The sequence below is a fragment of the Erwinia wuhanensis genome (assembly GCF_030484085.1).
In the GTDB taxonomy this organism is placed as follows: Bacteria; Pseudomonadota; Gammaproteobacteria; order Enterobacterales; family Enterobacteriaceae; genus Erwinia; species Erwinia aeris.
Map to the genome: position 1 here is coordinate 19,376 of NZ_JAUJUH010000004.1, position 15,453 is coordinate 34,828.

Genomic DNA, 15,453 nt, shown 5'->3' on the forward strand with positions numbered 1-15,453 from the left:
GCGGCGCTTATTTGCACAAATCCATTGACAACCACGGGCTAAAGAGGCATATTCCTCGGCCTTTGAATTGTCCTCATAGAACTATTTGGGAGTTGGACCTTGGCTAATATCAAATCAGCTAAGAAACGCGCCGTAACGTCTGAGAAGCGTCGTAAGCACAACGCTAGCCGTCGTTCAATGTTGCGTACTTTTATCAAGAAGGTATACGCGGCTATCGCTACTGGCGATAAAGCAGCTGCGCAGACTGCATTTAATGAAATGCAGCCTATTGTGGACCGTCAGGCAGCTAAAGGCCTGATCCACAAAAACAAAGCGGCACGTCATAAAGCAAACCTGACTGCTCAGATCAACAAACTGGCTTAATCGCCCGTCTGTTAATCAGCTTTGATAAAGAAACCTGCTCAGGCAGGTTTTTTTATGCCCGGCGTTTGGCTCCGGGCTTTTTTATGTCCGCCATTCGGCCCCGGCCTGAGTTTGCCGCCTCCTGAACGCCGGCCTTAGCCGCAAGAGACAACGGCAAGCGGTGAGCCTGCCGTCGTCCTCAATCAGCGCAGCTTGATACGCAGCAGCGTATAGCCTACCAGCGCAGAAACAATCGAGCCGGTAAGTATACCCAGCTTCGCCAGTGTCACCATCTCCTCATGCTGCGCATCGAAAGCCAGCGAGGCGATAAATATCGACATGGTAAAGCCAATCCCGCACAGCACGCCGATGGCGCAAATATCCTGCATGCGCGTATTTTCCGGCAGCGCCGCGATGCGCAGCCTGACGGCCAGCCAGCAGATTAGCGTGATACCTAACGGTTTGCCGATAAACAACCCTAAAATAATGCCCAGCGGCACGGCGGAGAACAAACCGTCCAGCGAGACGCCGCTCAGCGAAACGCCGGCATTGGCGAAGGCAAACAGCGGCAGGATCAGCCAGCTGACCCAGGGCGCAAGCCCGTGAGCCAGGTGGATAGCCGGAGAATGGCCGTTCTGTTTCTCCAGCGGCACAAAGAAGCCGACAATCACGCCGGCCAGCGTGGCGTGCACGCCCGACTTCAGCACCGCTACCCACAGCACCATGCCAACCAGCATATAAATAGCGATATTACGCACGCCCAGCCGGTTCAGTAACGCCAGCACCACGATAGCCCCGGCGGCCACGCCAAGCGAAGCCAGCGACAGATCCTGCGTATAAAAGAAGGCGATGATCAGGATAGCGCCCAGGTCATCAATCACCGCCAGCGCCATAAGAAACATTTTCAACGCTGGCGGCACGCGGCTGCCCAGCAGCGCCAGAATACCCAAAGCAAAAGCGATATCCGTGGCGGTAGGAATAGCCCAGCCGTGAACGGCCAGCGGATCGTTATGATTGAGCAGGGCAAAAATCGCGCCGGGCGCGATCATGCCGCCAATAGCCGCAATCAGCGGGAACATGGCCCGTTCACGCGTGGCCAGCGAGCCGGAAACCAGCTCGTGTTTGACTTCCAGCCCAATCATCAAAAAGAACAGCGCCATCAACGCATCGTTGATCCACAGCAGCAGATTTTTGCTGATATCCAGCGAGCCAAAACGGAATTCCACCGGCATGGCAAGAAGAGACTGGTAGGCTTGTTGGGTGCCGGCCGAATTGGCCAGATACATAGCGATAGCGGCAGCGATAATCAATACCACGCCGCCGGTTGCTTCATTATTGAGTAATCGCTTAATCGCGGATTTCATTGCAATCTTTCCTGATAAACAAATCGTGCGGCCTGACAGCATACGCGTTTCTGACGGCAGGAAAAACGGTTTGCGGTGGTTTATCGGGCAAAAAGGCTGCCGGAGAAATTATTTACGAGGCGCGCCGCATCGCGCTGTTAACGCCCTTAACCGGATAAAACGGGCATGACATGATGTCGGCATTATTTTTCTGATTCAGGATCGATGATGAAAACCCTTTCGCCTGTACCGCATGATGGACTATTTAAAACTTTTCTGACTAATACCGACACTGCGCGGGATTTTCTGTCGTTCTATCTGCCGCCGGAGCTGCTTGAAATCTGCGATATCACCACCTTGCAGCTGGAGTCGGGCAGCTTTATTGAAGAGAATTTGCGGACTTATTTCGCCGACGTGCTCTATTCATTGCGGACCAGTAACGGCACGGGCTATATCTATACGCTAATAGAGCACCAGAGCAGTTCGGATAAGCATATGGCCTTCCGCCTGATGCGCTACGCGATAGCGGCTATGCAGCGACATATAGAGGCGGGACACACGGCGCTGCCTTTGGTCGTCCCGCTGCTGTTTTGTCATGGTCGCGCCACGCCCTGGCCCTATACCACAGACTGGACGGCGCTGTTCGCTGAGCCGGAGCTGGCCCGACGGCTCTATACGCGAAGCTTTCCGCTGATTGACGTCGGCGCGATGGATGATGCGGATATCATGAAACACCGCCGGATGGCGATGCTGGAGCTGCTGCTGAAGCACGCCAGAACGCGCGACCTGGCGGAGCTGACGGAACAGTTGGTGACCCTGTTGCTTGCAGGTTATACTACGAACGAGCAGTTAGTAACCTCAATGAACTGGATGATGCAAACCGGCACGGCGGGTAATCCGGAAAAGCTGCTGCAGGAGCTGACCAGCCATTTATCGTCACAGGAGGACGTGTTGATGACTATTGCAGAATACCTTGAACAAAAAGGATTAACTAAAGGGCTTCAAAAAGGGCGAACCGAAGGCGAGCGCGAGGCCACGCTAAAAATTGCCCGCGCCTTGCTACAGAATGGCATTGCCCCCGACACGGTATCGAAAACAACCGGCCTGTCGGAGCAGGAACTCACCAGCCTCAGCCAGGCTAACCCAACGGCGTAGCTCCGGCGCTGACCCCTTTGCGCTTGCCATAAAAAACGGGCGGTTTAAGCCGCCCGTCTGGTTCTGCACGCTATAAAGGCTAGCGGGTCAGATCGTCAAAGAATTTCTTCACGCCGTCGAAAAAGCTTTTCGAACGCGGACTGTTCTTCTCGCCGCCCACGCCGCCAAAGCTCTCTTCCAGCTCGCGCAGCAGGCTTTTCTGCTTCTCGCTCAGGCTGACCGGCGTTTCCACGACCACACGGCACAGCAGGTCGCCCTGCGCGCCGCCGCGTACGGATTTAACGCCTTTGCCGCGCATACGAAACAGTTTACCGGTCTGCGTTTCCGCAGGCACTTTCAGCTTAACGCGCCCGTCCAGCGTCGGCACTTCGATTTCGCCGCCCAGCGCCGCCATTGCAAAGTTGATCGGCACTTCGCAGTACAGGTTATTCTCTTCACGTTCAAAGATAGGATGCTTGCGCACCTGCACCTGAACGTAAAGATCGCCCGCTGGTGCGCCGTGCTCGCCCGCTTCGCCTTCGCCTGAAAGACGGATGCGGTCACCGGTATCCACGCCTGCCGGAATTTTTACCGACAGCGTTTTAGAACGCTCTACGCGGCCATGTCCATGACAGGCGTTGCAGGGATCTTTGATAACGGAACCGCGACCGTGACAGGTCGGACACGCCTGCTGCACGGTGAAAAAGCCCTGACGCATCTGGACCTGACCCTGACCGTGACAGGTCGGACAGGTTTGCGGCTGCGTGCCCGCTTTGGCGCCGCTGCCGTGGCAGACGTCGCACTCTTCCAGCGTAGGGATGCGGATCTCTTTGGACACGCCGCGGACGGCTTCTTCAAGCGTCAGCTCCATGTTGTAGCGCAAATCGGCGCCGCGCGCAGCACGCTGCTGACGGCGTCCTCCGCCGAAGATATCGCCGAACACGTCGCCAAAGATATCGCTGAAGTCTGCGCCGCCGCCGCCAAAACCGCCGCCGCCGCCACCCATGCCGCCCTGTTCAAAGGCTGCGTGACCGTACTGGTCATAAGCCGCACGCTTCTGCGCGTCGGTCAGAATTTCGTAGGCTTCTTTGACTTCTTTAAATTTTGCTTCTGATTCTTTGTCGCCCGGATTGCGATCGGGGTGATGCTTCATCGCCAGGCGTTTATAGGCCTTTTTGATTTCGCGCTCGTCCGCCGATCGCGAAACGCCCAAAATCTCGTAGTAGTCTTGCTTCGCCATTATGGTGATCCTGCCCTAAATATGCGTGAACGGGCGTGGAGAACACTCCGACGCCCGTAGGTTTCACTGGGGGCCTTGCGGCCCGCCGTGCCCGCTCAAGGGCGATTATTTTTTGTCTTTAACTTCTTCGAACTCGGCGTCGACCACGTCGTCGTCTTTCTTCGCGGAAGCGTCGGCTGCATCAGCTGCGCCGCCGGCGGCCTGCTGCTGCTGAGCGAACTCCATCAGCTTGCTGGAGACTTCCATCAGCGCCTGCATTTTCGCTTCGATTTCCGCTTTGTCTTCGCCTTTCAGCGCGGTGTTCAGATCGGTCAGCGCGGCTTCGATTGGCGCTTTGTCGTCCGCAGGCAGTTTGTCGCCCGCTTCGTCCAGCTGCTTACGGGTGCTGTGCGACAGATGATCGGCCTGGTTGCGAACCTGTACCAGCTCTTCGAACTTACGGTCTGCTTCGGCGTTAGCCTCGGCGTCGCGCACCATTTTTTCGATTTCATCGTCGTTCAGACCAGAAGAAGCCTTGATGGTGATCTTCTGCTCTTTACCGCTGTTTTTGTCTTTCGCAGAGACATGCAGAATACCGTCGGCGTCGATATCGAAGGTCACTTCGATCTGCGGCATACCGCGTGGCGCTGCCTGAATGCCGTCCAGGTTAAACTGGCCCAGCGATTTGTTGTCCGCCGCGCGCTTACGCTCGCCCTGTACCACGTGAATGGTTACCGCAGACTGGTTGTCTTCCGCCGTTGAGAACACCTGGCTGTGCTTGGTCGGGATAGTGGTGTTCTTGGCAATCAGCGCGGTCATCACGCCACCCATGGTTTCGATACCCAGGGACAGAGGAGTAACGTCCAGCAGCAGCACGTCTTTCACGTCGCCTGCCAGCACGCCGCCCTGGACCGCTGCGCCTACCGCTACCGCTTCGTCCGGGTTCACGTCTTTACGCGGCTCTTTGCCGAAGAACTCGGCCACTTTCGCCTGCACCATTGGCATACGAGTCTGACCGCCGACCAGGATAACGTCGTTGATGTCGGAAACGGACAGGCCAGCATCCTGCAGAGCCACTTTCAGCGGCTCGATAGAACGGCTCACCAGATCTTCTACCAGCGATTCCAGCTTCGCACGTGTCACTTTGATGTTCAGGTGTTTAGGACCTGTTGCATCAGCAGTGATGTACGGCAGGTTAACGTCGGTCTGCTGTGCGGAAGAAAGCTCGATTTTCGCTTTTTCTGCCGCTTCTTTCAGACGCTGCATCGCCAGCGGATCGTTGTGCAGATCGATGCCCTGATCTTTCTTAAATTCTGCTACCAGATAGTTGATCATACGGCTGTCGAAGTCTTCGCCGCCCAGGTGGGTGTCACCGTTGGTCGCCAGCACTTCGAAAGTTTTTTCGCCGTCAACTTCATCGATTTCGATAATAGAGATATCGAACGTACCGCCGCCCAGGTCATATACCGCGATAGTACGGTTGCCCTGGCCTTTGTCCATACCGTAAGCCAGCGCGGCTGCGGTTGGTTCGTTGATGATACGTTTTACGTCCAGACCTGCGATACGGCCGGCATCTTTGGTCGCCTGACGCTGCGCATCGTTAAAGTAGGCTGGTACGGTGATAACCGCTTCGGTTACCGGCTCGCCCAGGTAATCTTCCGCCGTTTTCTTCATTTTTTTCAGCACTTCAGCAGAAACCTGCGGCGGTGCCATTTTCTGGCCTTTTACGTCCAGCCATGCGTCGCCGTTGTCGGCGCCAACGATCTGGTAAGGCATGATTTTAATATCACGCTGCACTTCTTCGTCCTGGAAGCGACGGCCAATCAGGCGCTTGATCGCAAACAGGGTGTTCTGTGGGTTAGTCACGGCCTGGCGTTTAGCAGGCTGACCAACCAGCGTTTCACCATCCTGGGTGTAAGCGATGATGGATGGCGTAGTGCGATCGCCTTCCGCATTCTCCAGTACACGCGCTTTGCCGCCATCCATGATCGCGACACAAGAGTTTGTTGTACCTAAGTCAATACCAATAATCTTGCCCATCTAAACGTCTCCCACTTAAATTCATTTCAAATCAGGTTATGCACACTTAATGCGGGCGGTTTTGGCCGTTTCAACTCCCGGCTTCACGCTTTTTTTCGCTACATAACCCTGGATGCCAAATAAGATGGGGCCTGCGCGCCCGGCATCAAGGGGCGAGTTAAAAAAAATTTCGTTTTTATCCTTATGGCAGATCAATGTCGCCCCGCCGATGGCTCTTTATGATGCCGCGCGCTTTGCAGGAAAGCGGCGGTCAGCCGCCCTGCCCGCGCCTCTTCTTAATTTCTGTTATAGCTGAGGACTTATGCATAACAACAAACTGGCCAATCCTGGGCCGCTGGGCCTGATGGGGTTTGGGATGACCACCATACTGCTGAACCTGCACAACGCAGGATTTTTCCCGTTAACGTCCGTGGTGCTCAGCATGGGCATTTTTTTGGGCGGCCTCGCGCAGATCCTGGCTGGCCTGCTGGAATATAAAAAAGGCAACACTTTCGGCCTGACGGCGTTTACCGCCTATAGCTGCTTCTGGCTTAGTCTGGTCGGCATTCTGCTGCTGCCGTCGCTGGGGCTGGCTGCGCCGACGGATGCGGTTTTTCTTGGCATCTGGCTGGCGCTGTGGGGCGTTTTCACCCTGTTTATGTTCTTCGGCACGTTGCAGGCCAACCGCGTCTTGCAGTTTGTTTTTGCCAGCCTGACGCTGCTGTTTGCGCTGCTGGCCGTCGGCAATATCACCGGCAGCGAGAGCATTCTGAAGCTGGCCGGTTACGAAGGCATTATTTGCGGCGCGAGCGCGATTTATCTGGCGATGGCGGAAGTGATTAACGAACAGCTGGGGCGCAAGGCGCTGCCAATTGGCGAGGTAACGCGGGCATAAAAAAAGCCCCGTGTGGATAATCACGGGGCCTGTCTTTTAGCGAACGCTGACCTGATTTAATAACGGTTGCCTGTCGCTACGCAGCAGCCAGCCGCCCAGCACAAAGCCCATCGCCGCCAGGCTCAGCACGTACCAGAGCGGCGCCATGGGTGTCAGCTTCATGATAAAAGTGACGCAAATGGGCGTCAGCCCACCAAAAATGGCGTAGGCGACGTTATAGGAGAACGAAATGCCAGTGAAACGCACGTCCGCCGGAAACGCTTTCACCATGATAAAAGGCGTGATGCCCACTACCCCTACGCACAGGCCAGCCAGCGCATAGGCGGCATAAAGATACTGTGGCGCAGCCGCGGCCACGTAAAAAAAGCAGGCGCTGCCGCCCGCCAGCAGCAGGCTGCCGACCATCAACGTCTTACCCGCGCCGAAACGATCTGCCGCCGCGCCCGCCACCACGCAGCCGATAAGCAGCATAACGGTCGCCAGGCTGTTGGCCTGTAAAGTTTGCGCCGCCGGTAGCCCATAGGTTTTTTGCAGCAGTGCGGGTGCCATCAAAATGACCACCACGATACAGGCGGAAAGCAGCCAGGTCAGCAGCATGGAAACGATCACGCTCCGACGATGCGCCCTGACGATGGTTTTCAGCGGCAGCTCCTGCGCCAGCGCCTTGCGTGCCTGCATTTCCGTAAAGACCGGTGTTTCATGCAGCCAGCGGCGCAGATAAAGCGCGATCAGGCCAAAAATCCCGCCCAGAAAAAAAGGAATGCGCCAGCCGAATGTCGCGATGCTTTGGGCCGACAGCGTGGTGGCGATCAGCGTGGCAACCAGCGATCCCAATAAAATACCCGCCGTCAGTCCGGCGGTCAGCGTGCCGCAGGCGAAACCGATCCGTTTTTCCGGCACGTGCTCCGCCACAAAAACCCAGGCACCGGGCACTTCGCCGCCGATGGCCGCGCCCTGTAACAGGCGCAACAGCAGCAGCAGTACGGGTGCCGCCACGCCCAGCGACGCATAGTCAGGCAGCAGCCCCATCGCCAGCGTCGGCAGGGCCATCAGCAGGATGCTCAGGCTGAACATTTTCTTCCTTCCCCTGCTGTCGCCAAAATGGGCCATGATAATGCCGCCAAGCGGCCGCGCCAGATAGCCTGCGGCAAAGATGCCGAAGGTCTGCATCTGTCGTAGCCAGTCGGGGATATCAGCCGGAAAGAAGCGTTCGCCTATGACCGCCGCGAAAAAAACGAAGATGATAAAATCATAGAACTCCAGCGCGCCGCCCAGGGCGGCCAGAGAGAGGGTTTTGTAATCCTGCCGGTTCAATCGGCGAGTGCTGTTATTGTGCATAATCGTCGCGCAGCCAGAAGTGAGGGAATAAGAGCGTGTAAAGCCAGCATGACTATACCGTTCATTTTCCGCTACACCAGCAGCGCTGAACTTTATGCCTGAATCCGGAAATTTTTAGCTGTTTGTTTCGCGTCTGGCGCTTTTAGGACGAAATGCTGCTACTACCGCCTCATGCGTTTCCACATAAGGGCCGTCCAGCAGCTGGATGCAGTAGGGCACGCTGGCGAAAATGCCGTGCACTTTCGCTTTGCCGTCCGCGTCCTTTAAGCCTTCCAGCGTCTCTTTGATCGATTTTGGCTGTCCCGGCAGATTAATCACCAGTGACTGCTTGCGGATCACGCCAACCTGGCGCGAAAGGATAGCGGTCGGCACAAAATTCAGGCTGATCTGACGCATCTGTTCGCCAAAGCCCGGCATTTCGCGATCGGCGATAGCCAGCGTAGCGTCCGGCGTCACGTCACGTCTGGCCGGCCCGGTTCCGCCGGTAGTCAACACCAGATGGCAAAACAGCTCGTCCACCAGCTCGCAAATGGCGTGCTCAATCATCGGCTGCTCGTCGGGCACCAGCCGTTTCTCAACGGTAAAAGGCGTCGCCAGCGCCGTAGAAAGCCAGGCTTCCAGCGCCGGTAAGCCTTCGTCCTGATAGATGCCGTTAGCCGCGCGATCGGAAACGGAGATCAATCCTATGCGTAAAGTATTCATTGTGTCGTCACTGTGAGGCCGGCCGCGGGAGGGCGCGGTTTTATAAGGGGAACAGGGGAAGGATAAACATTGCCACGCTTGATGTACAGGACGCGGCCGGCGAACCGACCGCGTGAGGGAATTACAGCAGTTCGGCGAGCATCTTATCCAGCTTGGCCTGGTCAAGCGCGAAGTTGCGAATGCCCTGCGCCAGCTTATCAACCGCCATTGGATCCTGGTTGTGCTCCCACAGGAATTCCGCTTCGGTCATTTTAGCGGGACGCGCTTTGACTTCGCCGGTGTAGGAGAGCTTACGCTCCAGCGTGCCTTCGCTTTCCGCCAGCTCTTTCAGCAGCGCCGGGGAGATGGTCAGACGGTCGCAGCCGGCCAGCTCAACGATCTCGCCTACGTTACGGAAGCTTGCGCCCATGACCACGGTTTCGTAACCGTGCTGCTTGTAGTACTGGTAGATTTCAGACACGGAAACCACGCCCGGATCTTCATGCGGCGCGTACTCTTTCTTGTCGGTATTGGCTTTGTACCAGTCCAGAATACGGCCAACGAAAGGAGAGATCAGGTAGACGCCCGCTTCGGCGCAGGCGCGGGCCTGAGCGAAGGAGAACAGCAGCGTCAGGTTACAGTTGATGCCTTCTTTTTCCAGCTGCTCGGCGGCACGAATGCCCTGCCAGGTGGAGGCCAGCTTGATCAGGATGCGGTCGTTGCTGATACCGGCATCGTTATAGAGCTTGATCAGCGCGCGCGCTTTATTGATGCTGCCTTCGGTGTCGTAAGAGAGACGCGCATCGACTTCCGTAGAGATACGACCCGGCACCAGCTTCAGGATCTCCAGACCAATTTTGACGTTCAGCATATCTGCCGCGTACTGGATCTGCTCTTCTTTGTTGCTGGTCTGCTCGCGCGCCCACGTTACGGCTTCATCGATCAGCTTACGGTATTCCGGGATCTGTGAGGCATTCAGGATCAGTGAAGGGTTAGTGGTAGCGTCTTGCGGTTGATACAGCTTCATCGCTGCGATGTCGCCGGTATCGGCAACAACGGTGGTGAGCTGGCGCAGGGAAGTCAGTTTGTCCGTCATGGTTGTCATTCTCTCAGAAGAGTTATCGGGTTCTTGAAACTGTCTGCCACGGATAATATCACGCGAGACCGACCATGCAAGGTAAGCTTGCGGCCAGGCCACTGAGTGCTAAATCGCGCCCTTTATTTAGCTAATTTGTCCGGGCCGATAGCAGTGATTTGTCGTGCCACGGCGCTTTTTTGCTACACTGCCTGCGCTTTTTTTTGCCCTCCGATGGCGTATTACATAAGGATTCTGTCATGTTGATGGTGATCTCCCCGGCCAAGACGCTGGATTTCGCAAGCCCGCTGGCGACCGCCCGCTTTACGCAGCCCGCGCTGCTGAATGATGCCAAAAAGCTGATTGACGTGGCGCGCGACTTGACGCCCGCGCAGATCGGCTCACTGATGAGCATCAGCGACAAGCTGGCCGATTTAAACGCCGGTCGTTTTCAGGCATGGCAAACGCCTTTTACGCCGGATAACGCGCGCCAGGCCATTCTGGCTTTTAAGGGCGACGTTTACGCCGGACTTCAGGCGGAGACCTTCAGCGAAGACGACTTCACCTTTGCCCAACAGCATCTGCGCATGCTTTCCGGGCTTTACGGCCTGCTGCGGCCGCTGGATCTGATGCAGCCTTACCGTCTGGAGATGGGCACTAAGCTGACCAACCCTGCCGGCAAAGATCTTTATGCCTTTTGGGGCGACAGGCTGACCGAAGCGCTGAACGCGGCGCTGGCGGAACAGGGCGACGACGTGCTGATTAACCTGGCTTCCGATGAGTATTTTAAAACGGTGAAGCCAGCGAAGCTGCAAGGCCGCATCGTCAAGCCGGTGTTCCTGGACGAGAAGAACGGCAAGTTTAAGGTCATCAGCTTCTACGCCAAAAAGGCCCGTGGCCTGATGAGCCGTTATATTATCGAGCGCCGCCTGACGCAGCCGGAACAGCTGAAAGCGTTCGACGTTGACGGCTACTTTTTCGTGGCTGACGAAAGCAGCGAGCGCGAGCTGGTGTTTAAACGTCACGAAATCGCCTGATACCGCTTTCGCAGGCGAGCCGCCTTTTCAGATCCAGCCATAGCGTTTTGTTATGGTGCCGAACCGCGCCGCCGATCGCTCTACTCAAGGTTTATCTGCATCAGCCTTGAGGTAATTATGGATCGGCAAGCGCTTCTTAAAACCGTCACTGACAGGGCCTGGCACGCCACGCATCCTCCCACCGTAAACGCCGCCGCGCCCACGCTGCAAAATCCGCTGCCCGTTGGCTCGCATGCCTGGCTGCAAGCGGCAGCGGCGCAGTTTGGCGTAGACGAAAAGGCGCAGCAGCAATTTGCCACAACCGGCCTGCTCCGCCTGGACGCGCTGCATGTAGTTATGATTTGCCAAAGCGAAGATCCCGTCCCGCTGTGGCTCGCCGTTGGCTATTTGCGCACGCCCCAGGCAATCCATTCTGAAACCTGGCAGCAGCTGTTGCTGCGCGCTAACGGCGTGGCGATGGCGATGAACGGCATCAGCCTCTCGCTGGATGAACAGGGTACGACGCTGCTGACCAGACGCCTGGCTTTTGACGCCGTTGATGATGCGCTGGCGCTGGCGGCCATCCTTAACGATATCGACGCCCTTGCCGCCAGCCTGATCGATTTACTGCTGTCTCTCGGCCAGCCCGAGGCAACGCAGCAAGCAGACAAAACGCCAGCACTGCCCGGCTGGGTCATGGGCTGGCAGCAGCAGACGGCTTTAAAAATCGATGCGCTGGCGGAACAGGCGCTGGCCGCCCGGTGGCACTACCCGCTGGTGCAGCAGGCTGTCGCCGCGTTAGAACTGCCCGCAACGCAATACCAGCTCAACGGCTGCCTCTGTTCGCTACGCTTTCCCGAGCGTGAGATAGCCATTACCGCCGACGGTGACGGCCGCCACCTTTTCCTTTCCACGCCGCTTGAGCTGAAGAAGGATGACGCCCGTCGGCTGCTGGTCGCCAACGGGGATTTACAGCCGCTGACGCACTGCTCGCTGGGGCTTTATCAGGAAGAGGTCAGCCTGCTCTGCCGCTGGGATTCCCTGGGGCTGGACGGCCTTGATTTAGGCGAATGGCTGGCAAATCTGATGACCCTGACCATGGCTTTCAGTAGCGATACACAGAGAGGCGACTTATGACTGATTCAATCCAGCGCGCGCCCGCCCTACAGCAGATGACCGTGCAGAACAGCCGGGGCGATATTGAAAGCGGCCCGCTGCCCACGGGGCCAGCGCGCGCGGCCAGGGCGAGCCACGCGGCAGGCCAGTTTTTTTCCGGCCTGGCGGAGGGCGCCAGAAAAGGGTTACAGACGACCTCGGGCGGCCTGCAAACCGTTGGCAACGCGGCATGGGGCGGCTTAAAAACCGGCGGCAGCTACGCCGCCGACAAAATGACGGTAGCGGGCAAAGCGGGCTGGCAGGGCACGAAGTATGTCGGTAATCAAAGCTGGAAAGGCGCAAAAATTGCCGGAAAAGCGGGCTGGAACGAAACCAAACACTCCGCCGTCACGCTGGGGAAATTCGCCTCTGCGCCGCTGCAAAACAAAGCCTGGGGCGCGCTGGGCGGCCATGCGCTACAGCAGATGGTGACCTGCGGGCTGCCGACGCTGATGCGCGAAGAGGTATTTATCGAGGCCTATAACATGATGCTGCCGCATCTGGCCGAGAAGCATCCGGCCGCCGCCGTGGGGCTTCAGGTCGCGGTGTCGCTGGCAAACATCGCCGCGCATCACCATATCAGGGAGCCGCGTCTGGCACGCGATCCGCAAAACAATGCCGTTGCCGTGCGCGGTCAGTTTGGCCTGAGTCCGGGCCAGGCAGACGTGATCCAGCGCGATAAGCCGCAGGAATGGCAAAATATGACGGACAAACACCAGCAGGACTCACAGCGCGTAACCGGGCAGCAGGTCGCCGCCGAACTGATGAATATAGGCATGTCGGCGGCTGGCGTGCTGACCGGCAACCCTGGCTTAACCACCCGCGTGCTCAGCACCCAGCTGCGCAACGTGCTTTACGCGGCCTCGCGCGAATCTTTGCAGGCGACCGGCAGCATGGTGGCCTCGCGCGACGGCAAACCAAGCCACGGCGTCAGCGATGGCGATATGCGTACCAACGGTGCCTGGTACACGCTGAATACGCTGGCGATGGGCATGTTGCAGGACGGTCTGATCCAGAAAGCGCTGCCGCAGGGCTATACCGTTTCCGGCCCTGAAATTCGCGATGCGGCCGGGCAGCGGCTCAGCGGGAAAGAGCTGCACGCGATGGCGGCGCTGGTTTCCGGCATCCGGGCAGCCTGCAACACCGTGATTGAGACGGGCGACGCCTTTCTGGGCAAGCATTATGACGCCAAACGCGCGGGCGACTCGCAGAAGTTCTCCCCTTCCCTGCCGATGAAAGATTATGGCCGCCTGCTGGATCACTCCATTGCCCGCCTGAGCTGGAATAACTTCGCCAATGCCAGCACCCTGGCCGCGCAGCAGGTGCTGAATGCGGCGACCAAAGGCTCGCTGTCGCCGCAGCTCTCCAGCCTGCTGAACAACGGCGGCACCGCAGCCGCGTTTGGCCTGACCTACAAGATGGTGAACCAGATCTATCAGGCGCACAGTAAAGTGCGCGCCGCCGTAGCAGCTGCCACCAGCGGGCCGGTGAATATCACCGCCGCCGGACAGCCGAATCCGGCAGCGGATAGCCGTAGCCAGCAGGCGATAGCCGCGCCGCCTTCCGGGCAGCAAACGGCCGCTATTCAGCCTTCAGGGTCACCACAATCAACCGGAAACTCAGGAGAGCCCTCCACCAGCGGGACGGCATAACAGGCAGGAAAAGACCCTTACGGGTAAGGGCCAATGTTTGATGACAGACTTAAAAGCCTGCGACTCTACACTGTCGTTTTTGATAGCGACACAACCGCTTCACAGCGGCAGAGGCTGAGCGGATAAGCGGACCGTTTTCGCGCATGGACGCGCGAAACGAGCCTACATGGACGTATTCACGGCGTGTCCGTGTTCCGATCTGCCTCCGCTGCTTTCCACCGGCCCCAATGCGACTTGATGACAGAGGATGAGTGTGTCAACAATCTCAGGCCCTTATGAATAAGGGCCGCAGGCGTTATTTGTAAAGCAGGAAGTCGCGCAGCTCGGCGAAATCGGCGGCCATCTTGTGCGACAGCAGCGGCAGATCGGCGCGATCCGCCAGCTCCTGCGGCAGCGGCAGCGTCTGGCCCAGGATTTCTTCCACGCTCTCCTTGAACTTGGCCGGATGCGCCGTCCCCAGGAACAGCCCGAACTCGCCTTCCTGTAGCTGATCGCGCAGCAGTCGGTAAGCGATAGCGGCGTGCGGCTCGGAGATATAGCCCAGATCCGCCAGCTCGCGCATAGTAGCGCGGGTGGTTTCATCATCTACCGCGCCAAAGCCCAGGTCGGTCAGGCGCCAGGTTTTGCGGCGGAACAACTCCTCAACGCGCGGCCAGTTGTTCGGCTGGCTGACGTCCATGGCGTTCGACAACGTGGAAACGGTAGCGGCAGGCAGCCACTCGCCGCCTTTCAGGAAGCGCGGCACGGTGTCGTTGGCATTGGTGGCGGCAATAAAACGCTTCACCGGCAGGCCCAGTGATTTCGCCAGCAGGCCCGCCGTCAGATCGCCGAAGTTACCGCTCGGCACCGACACCACCAGCTGATTGCGTTTTTCCTGCGGCAGCTGCGCCACCGCTTCAAAGTAGTAGCAAATCTGCGCCAGCAGGCGGCTGATATTGATCGAGTTCGCCGAGTTCAGGCCGATGGCCTTCTTCAGCAGCTCGTCGTCGAAGGCCTGCTTGACCAGCGACTGGCAGGTGTCGAAATCGCCGTCGATAGCGATCGTCTGGATATTGCCTCCCAGCGTACAGAACAGCTTCTCCTGCAACGGGCTAATTTTGCCCTGCGGATAGAGGATCACCACGCGCACGTTGTCCATGCCGTAAAACGCATGGGCTACGGCCGCACCGGTATCGCCAGAAGTGGCGGTCAGGATGGTGATCTTCTCGTCCGCGCCGCTGACGTAAGAGAGCATCTGCGCCATAAAGCGGCCGCCGAAGTCTTTAAAAGCCAGCGTCGGGCCGTGAAACAGCTCCAGCGCAGAAATATCGTCGGTGACTCTCGCTACCGGCGCGGGGAACGCAAACGCGTTTTTCACGCGCTCGTGCAGATGATGCGCGTCGATTTCGTCGCCGATAAAAGCAGAGAGAATTTTGCTGCTGCGGCTGACGAAATCCATCTCCAGCATGGCGTCGATATCGGTCAGCTCAAACTCCGGCAGCTCCAGCGGGAAAAACAGCCCCTGCTGGCTGCCCAGACCCTGTTTAACCGCCTGTGAAAAGCTGACCTGCTCGTTGTGATCTTTCAGATTATAAAGTTTCATGC

At 57.8% G+C, this 15,453-nt stretch carries 13 protein-coding genes; 6 read left to right on the top strand and 7 right to left on the bottom strand.

Annotation, left to right across the window (positions count from 1 at the left end; translation table 11 throughout):
- The first annotated feature begins 99 nt into the window (after nt 1–99).
- Nucleotides 100–363 carry a 30S ribosomal protein S20 gene (gene rpsT / locus QZH36_RS10610; protein ID WP_125290520.1) on the top strand — a complete coding sequence of 88 codons (264 nt, stop codon included), beginning with the start codon at nt 100–102 and terminating at the stop codon, nt 361–363.
- A 182-nt stretch (nt 364–545) separates the two neighbouring features.
- Here the strand turns inward: rpsT and nhaA are convergent, their stop codons facing one another.
- Nucleotides 546–1,706, bottom strand: a complete 1,161-nt coding sequence (gene nhaA / locus QZH36_RS10615; protein ID WP_253455378.1) for a Na+/H+ antiporter NhaA — start codon at nt 1,704–1,706, stop codon at nt 546–548.
- Between the two features lie 204 nt (nt 1,707–1,910).
- Between nhaA and QZH36_RS10620 the strand changes: the two genes are divergently transcribed.
- Nucleotides 1,911–2,840, top strand: a complete 930-nt coding sequence (locus QZH36_RS10620) for an Rpn family recombination-promoting nuclease/putative transposase (RefSeq protein ID WP_301252440.1) — start codon at nt 1,911–1,913, stop codon at nt 2,838–2,840.
- A gap of 79 nt (nt 2,841–2,919) precedes the next feature.
- On the opposite strand, the gene dnaJ is transcribed toward QZH36_RS10620, so the two are convergent.
- Both dnaJ and dnaK read right to left on the bottom strand, forming a co-directional pair.
- A complete protein-coding gene (gene dnaJ, locus QZH36_RS10625; RefSeq protein WP_125290517.1) occupies nt 2,920–4,059 on the bottom strand; it encodes a molecular chaperone DnaJ in 1,140 nt (379 codons plus the stop codon).
- Nucleotides 4,060–4,164: 105 nt separating this feature from the next.
- Nucleotides 4,165–6,078, bottom strand: coding sequence for a molecular chaperone DnaK (gene dnaK, locus QZH36_RS10630; protein WP_253455380.1), 1,914 nt, complete (start codon nt 6,076–6,078; stop codon nt 4,165–4,167).
- A gap of 301 nt (nt 6,079–6,379) precedes the next feature.
- Between dnaK and satP the strand changes: the two genes are divergently transcribed.
- Nucleotides 6,380–6,952, top strand: coding sequence for an acetate uptake transporter (gene satP / locus QZH36_RS10635; RefSeq protein ID WP_301730175.1), 573 nt, complete (start codon nt 6,380–6,382; stop codon nt 6,950–6,952).
- A 36-nt stretch (nt 6,953–6,988) separates the two neighbouring features.
- Here satP and QZH36_RS10640 read toward each other — a convergent pair whose 3' ends face one another.
- The 3 genes from QZH36_RS10640 to tal form a co-directional block, all read right to left on the bottom strand.
- Nucleotides 6,989–8,290, bottom strand: a complete 1,302-nt coding sequence (locus tag QZH36_RS10640) for an MFS transporter (protein ID WP_253455382.1) — start codon at nt 8,288–8,290, stop codon at nt 6,989–6,991.
- A gap of 114 nt (nt 8,291–8,404) precedes the next feature.
- Nucleotides 8,405–8,992, bottom strand: coding sequence for a molybdopterin adenylyltransferase (gene mog / locus QZH36_RS10645; protein ID WP_125290515.1), 588 nt, complete (start codon nt 8,990–8,992; stop codon nt 8,405–8,407).
- Between the two features lie 121 nt (nt 8,993–9,113).
- Nucleotides 9,114–10,067, bottom strand: coding sequence for a transaldolase (gene tal / locus QZH36_RS10650; protein WP_253455383.1), 954 nt, complete (start codon nt 10,065–10,067; stop codon nt 9,114–9,116).
- 239 nt (nt 10,068–10,306) lie between these two features.
- Between tal and yaaA the strand changes: the two genes are divergently transcribed.
- The 3 genes from yaaA (at nt 10,307) to QZH36_RS10665 (ending at nt 13,869) form a co-directional block, all read left to right on the top strand.
- Nucleotides 10,307–11,083, top strand: coding sequence for a peroxide stress protein YaaA (gene yaaA, locus QZH36_RS10655; protein WP_301730176.1), 777 nt, complete (start codon nt 10,307–10,309; stop codon nt 11,081–11,083).
- Nucleotides 11,084–11,200: 117 nt separating this feature from the next.
- On the top strand, nt 11,201–12,199 hold the full coding sequence (locus tag QZH36_RS10660) for a type III secretion system chaperone (protein WP_301730177.1): 999 nt from the start codon (nt 11,201–11,203) through the stop codon (nt 12,197–12,199).
- A complete protein-coding gene (locus QZH36_RS10665) occupies nt 12,196–13,869 on the top strand; it encodes a hypothetical protein (protein ID WP_301730178.1) in 1,674 nt (557 codons plus the stop codon). The genes QZH36_RS10660 and QZH36_RS10665 overlap by 4 nt, the downstream gene beginning before the upstream one ends.
- Before the next feature lie 295 nt (nt 13,870–14,164).
- Here QZH36_RS10665 and thrC read toward each other — a convergent pair whose 3' ends face one another.
- The gene (gene thrC, locus QZH36_RS10670) at nt 14,165–15,451 is read right to left on the bottom strand and encodes a threonine synthase (protein ID WP_301252432.1); all 1,287 of its coding nucleotides are present in this window, start codon (nt 15,449–15,451) and stop codon (nt 14,165–14,167) included.
- Nucleotides 15,452–15,453 lie beyond the last annotated feature (2 nt).

Excerpts from the sequence above, each read along its gene's own strand:
- QZH36_RS10665 (WP_301730178.1), top strand. The coding sequence starts at position 12,196 with ATGACTGATTCAATCCAGCGCGCGCCCGCCCTACAGCAGATGACCGTG.
- dnaK (WP_253455380.1), bottom strand. The coding sequence starts at position 6,078 with ATGGGCAAGATTATTGGTATTGACTTAGGTACAACAAACTCTTGTGTC.
- dnaJ (WP_125290517.1), bottom strand. The coding sequence starts at position 4,059 with ATGGCGAAGCAAGACTACTACGAGATTTTGGGCGTTTCGCGATCGGCG.
- QZH36_RS10620 (WP_301252440.1), top strand. The coding sequence starts at position 1,911 with ATGATGAAAACCCTTTCGCCTGTACCGCATGATGGACTATTTAAAACT.
- satP (WP_301730175.1), top strand. The coding sequence starts at position 6,380 with ATGCATAACAACAAACTGGCCAATCCTGGGCCGCTGGGCCTGATGGGG.
- QZH36_RS10640 (WP_253455382.1), bottom strand. The coding sequence starts at position 8,290 with ATGCACAATAACAGCACTCGCCGATTGAACCGGCAGGATTACAAAACC.
- QZH36_RS10660 (WP_301730177.1), top strand. The coding sequence starts at position 11,201 with ATGGATCGGCAAGCGCTTCTTAAAACCGTCACTGACAGGGCCTGGCAC.
- nhaA (WP_253455378.1), bottom strand. The coding sequence starts at position 1,706 with ATGAAATCCGCGATTAAGCGATTACTCAATAATGAAGCAACCGGCGGC.
- tal (WP_253455383.1), bottom strand. The coding sequence starts at position 10,067 with ATGACGGACAAACTGACTTCCCTGCGCCAGCTCACCACCGTTGTTGCC.
- thrC (WP_301252432.1), bottom strand. The coding sequence starts at position 15,451 with ATGAAACTTTATAATCTGAAAGATCACAACGAGCAGGTCAGCTTTTCA.
- mog (WP_125290515.1), bottom strand. The coding sequence starts at position 8,992 with ATGAATACTTTACGCATAGGATTGATCTCCGTTTCCGATCGCGCGGCT.
- yaaA (WP_301730176.1), top strand. The coding sequence starts at position 10,307 with ATGTTGATGGTGATCTCCCCGGCCAAGACGCTGGATTTCGCAAGCCCG.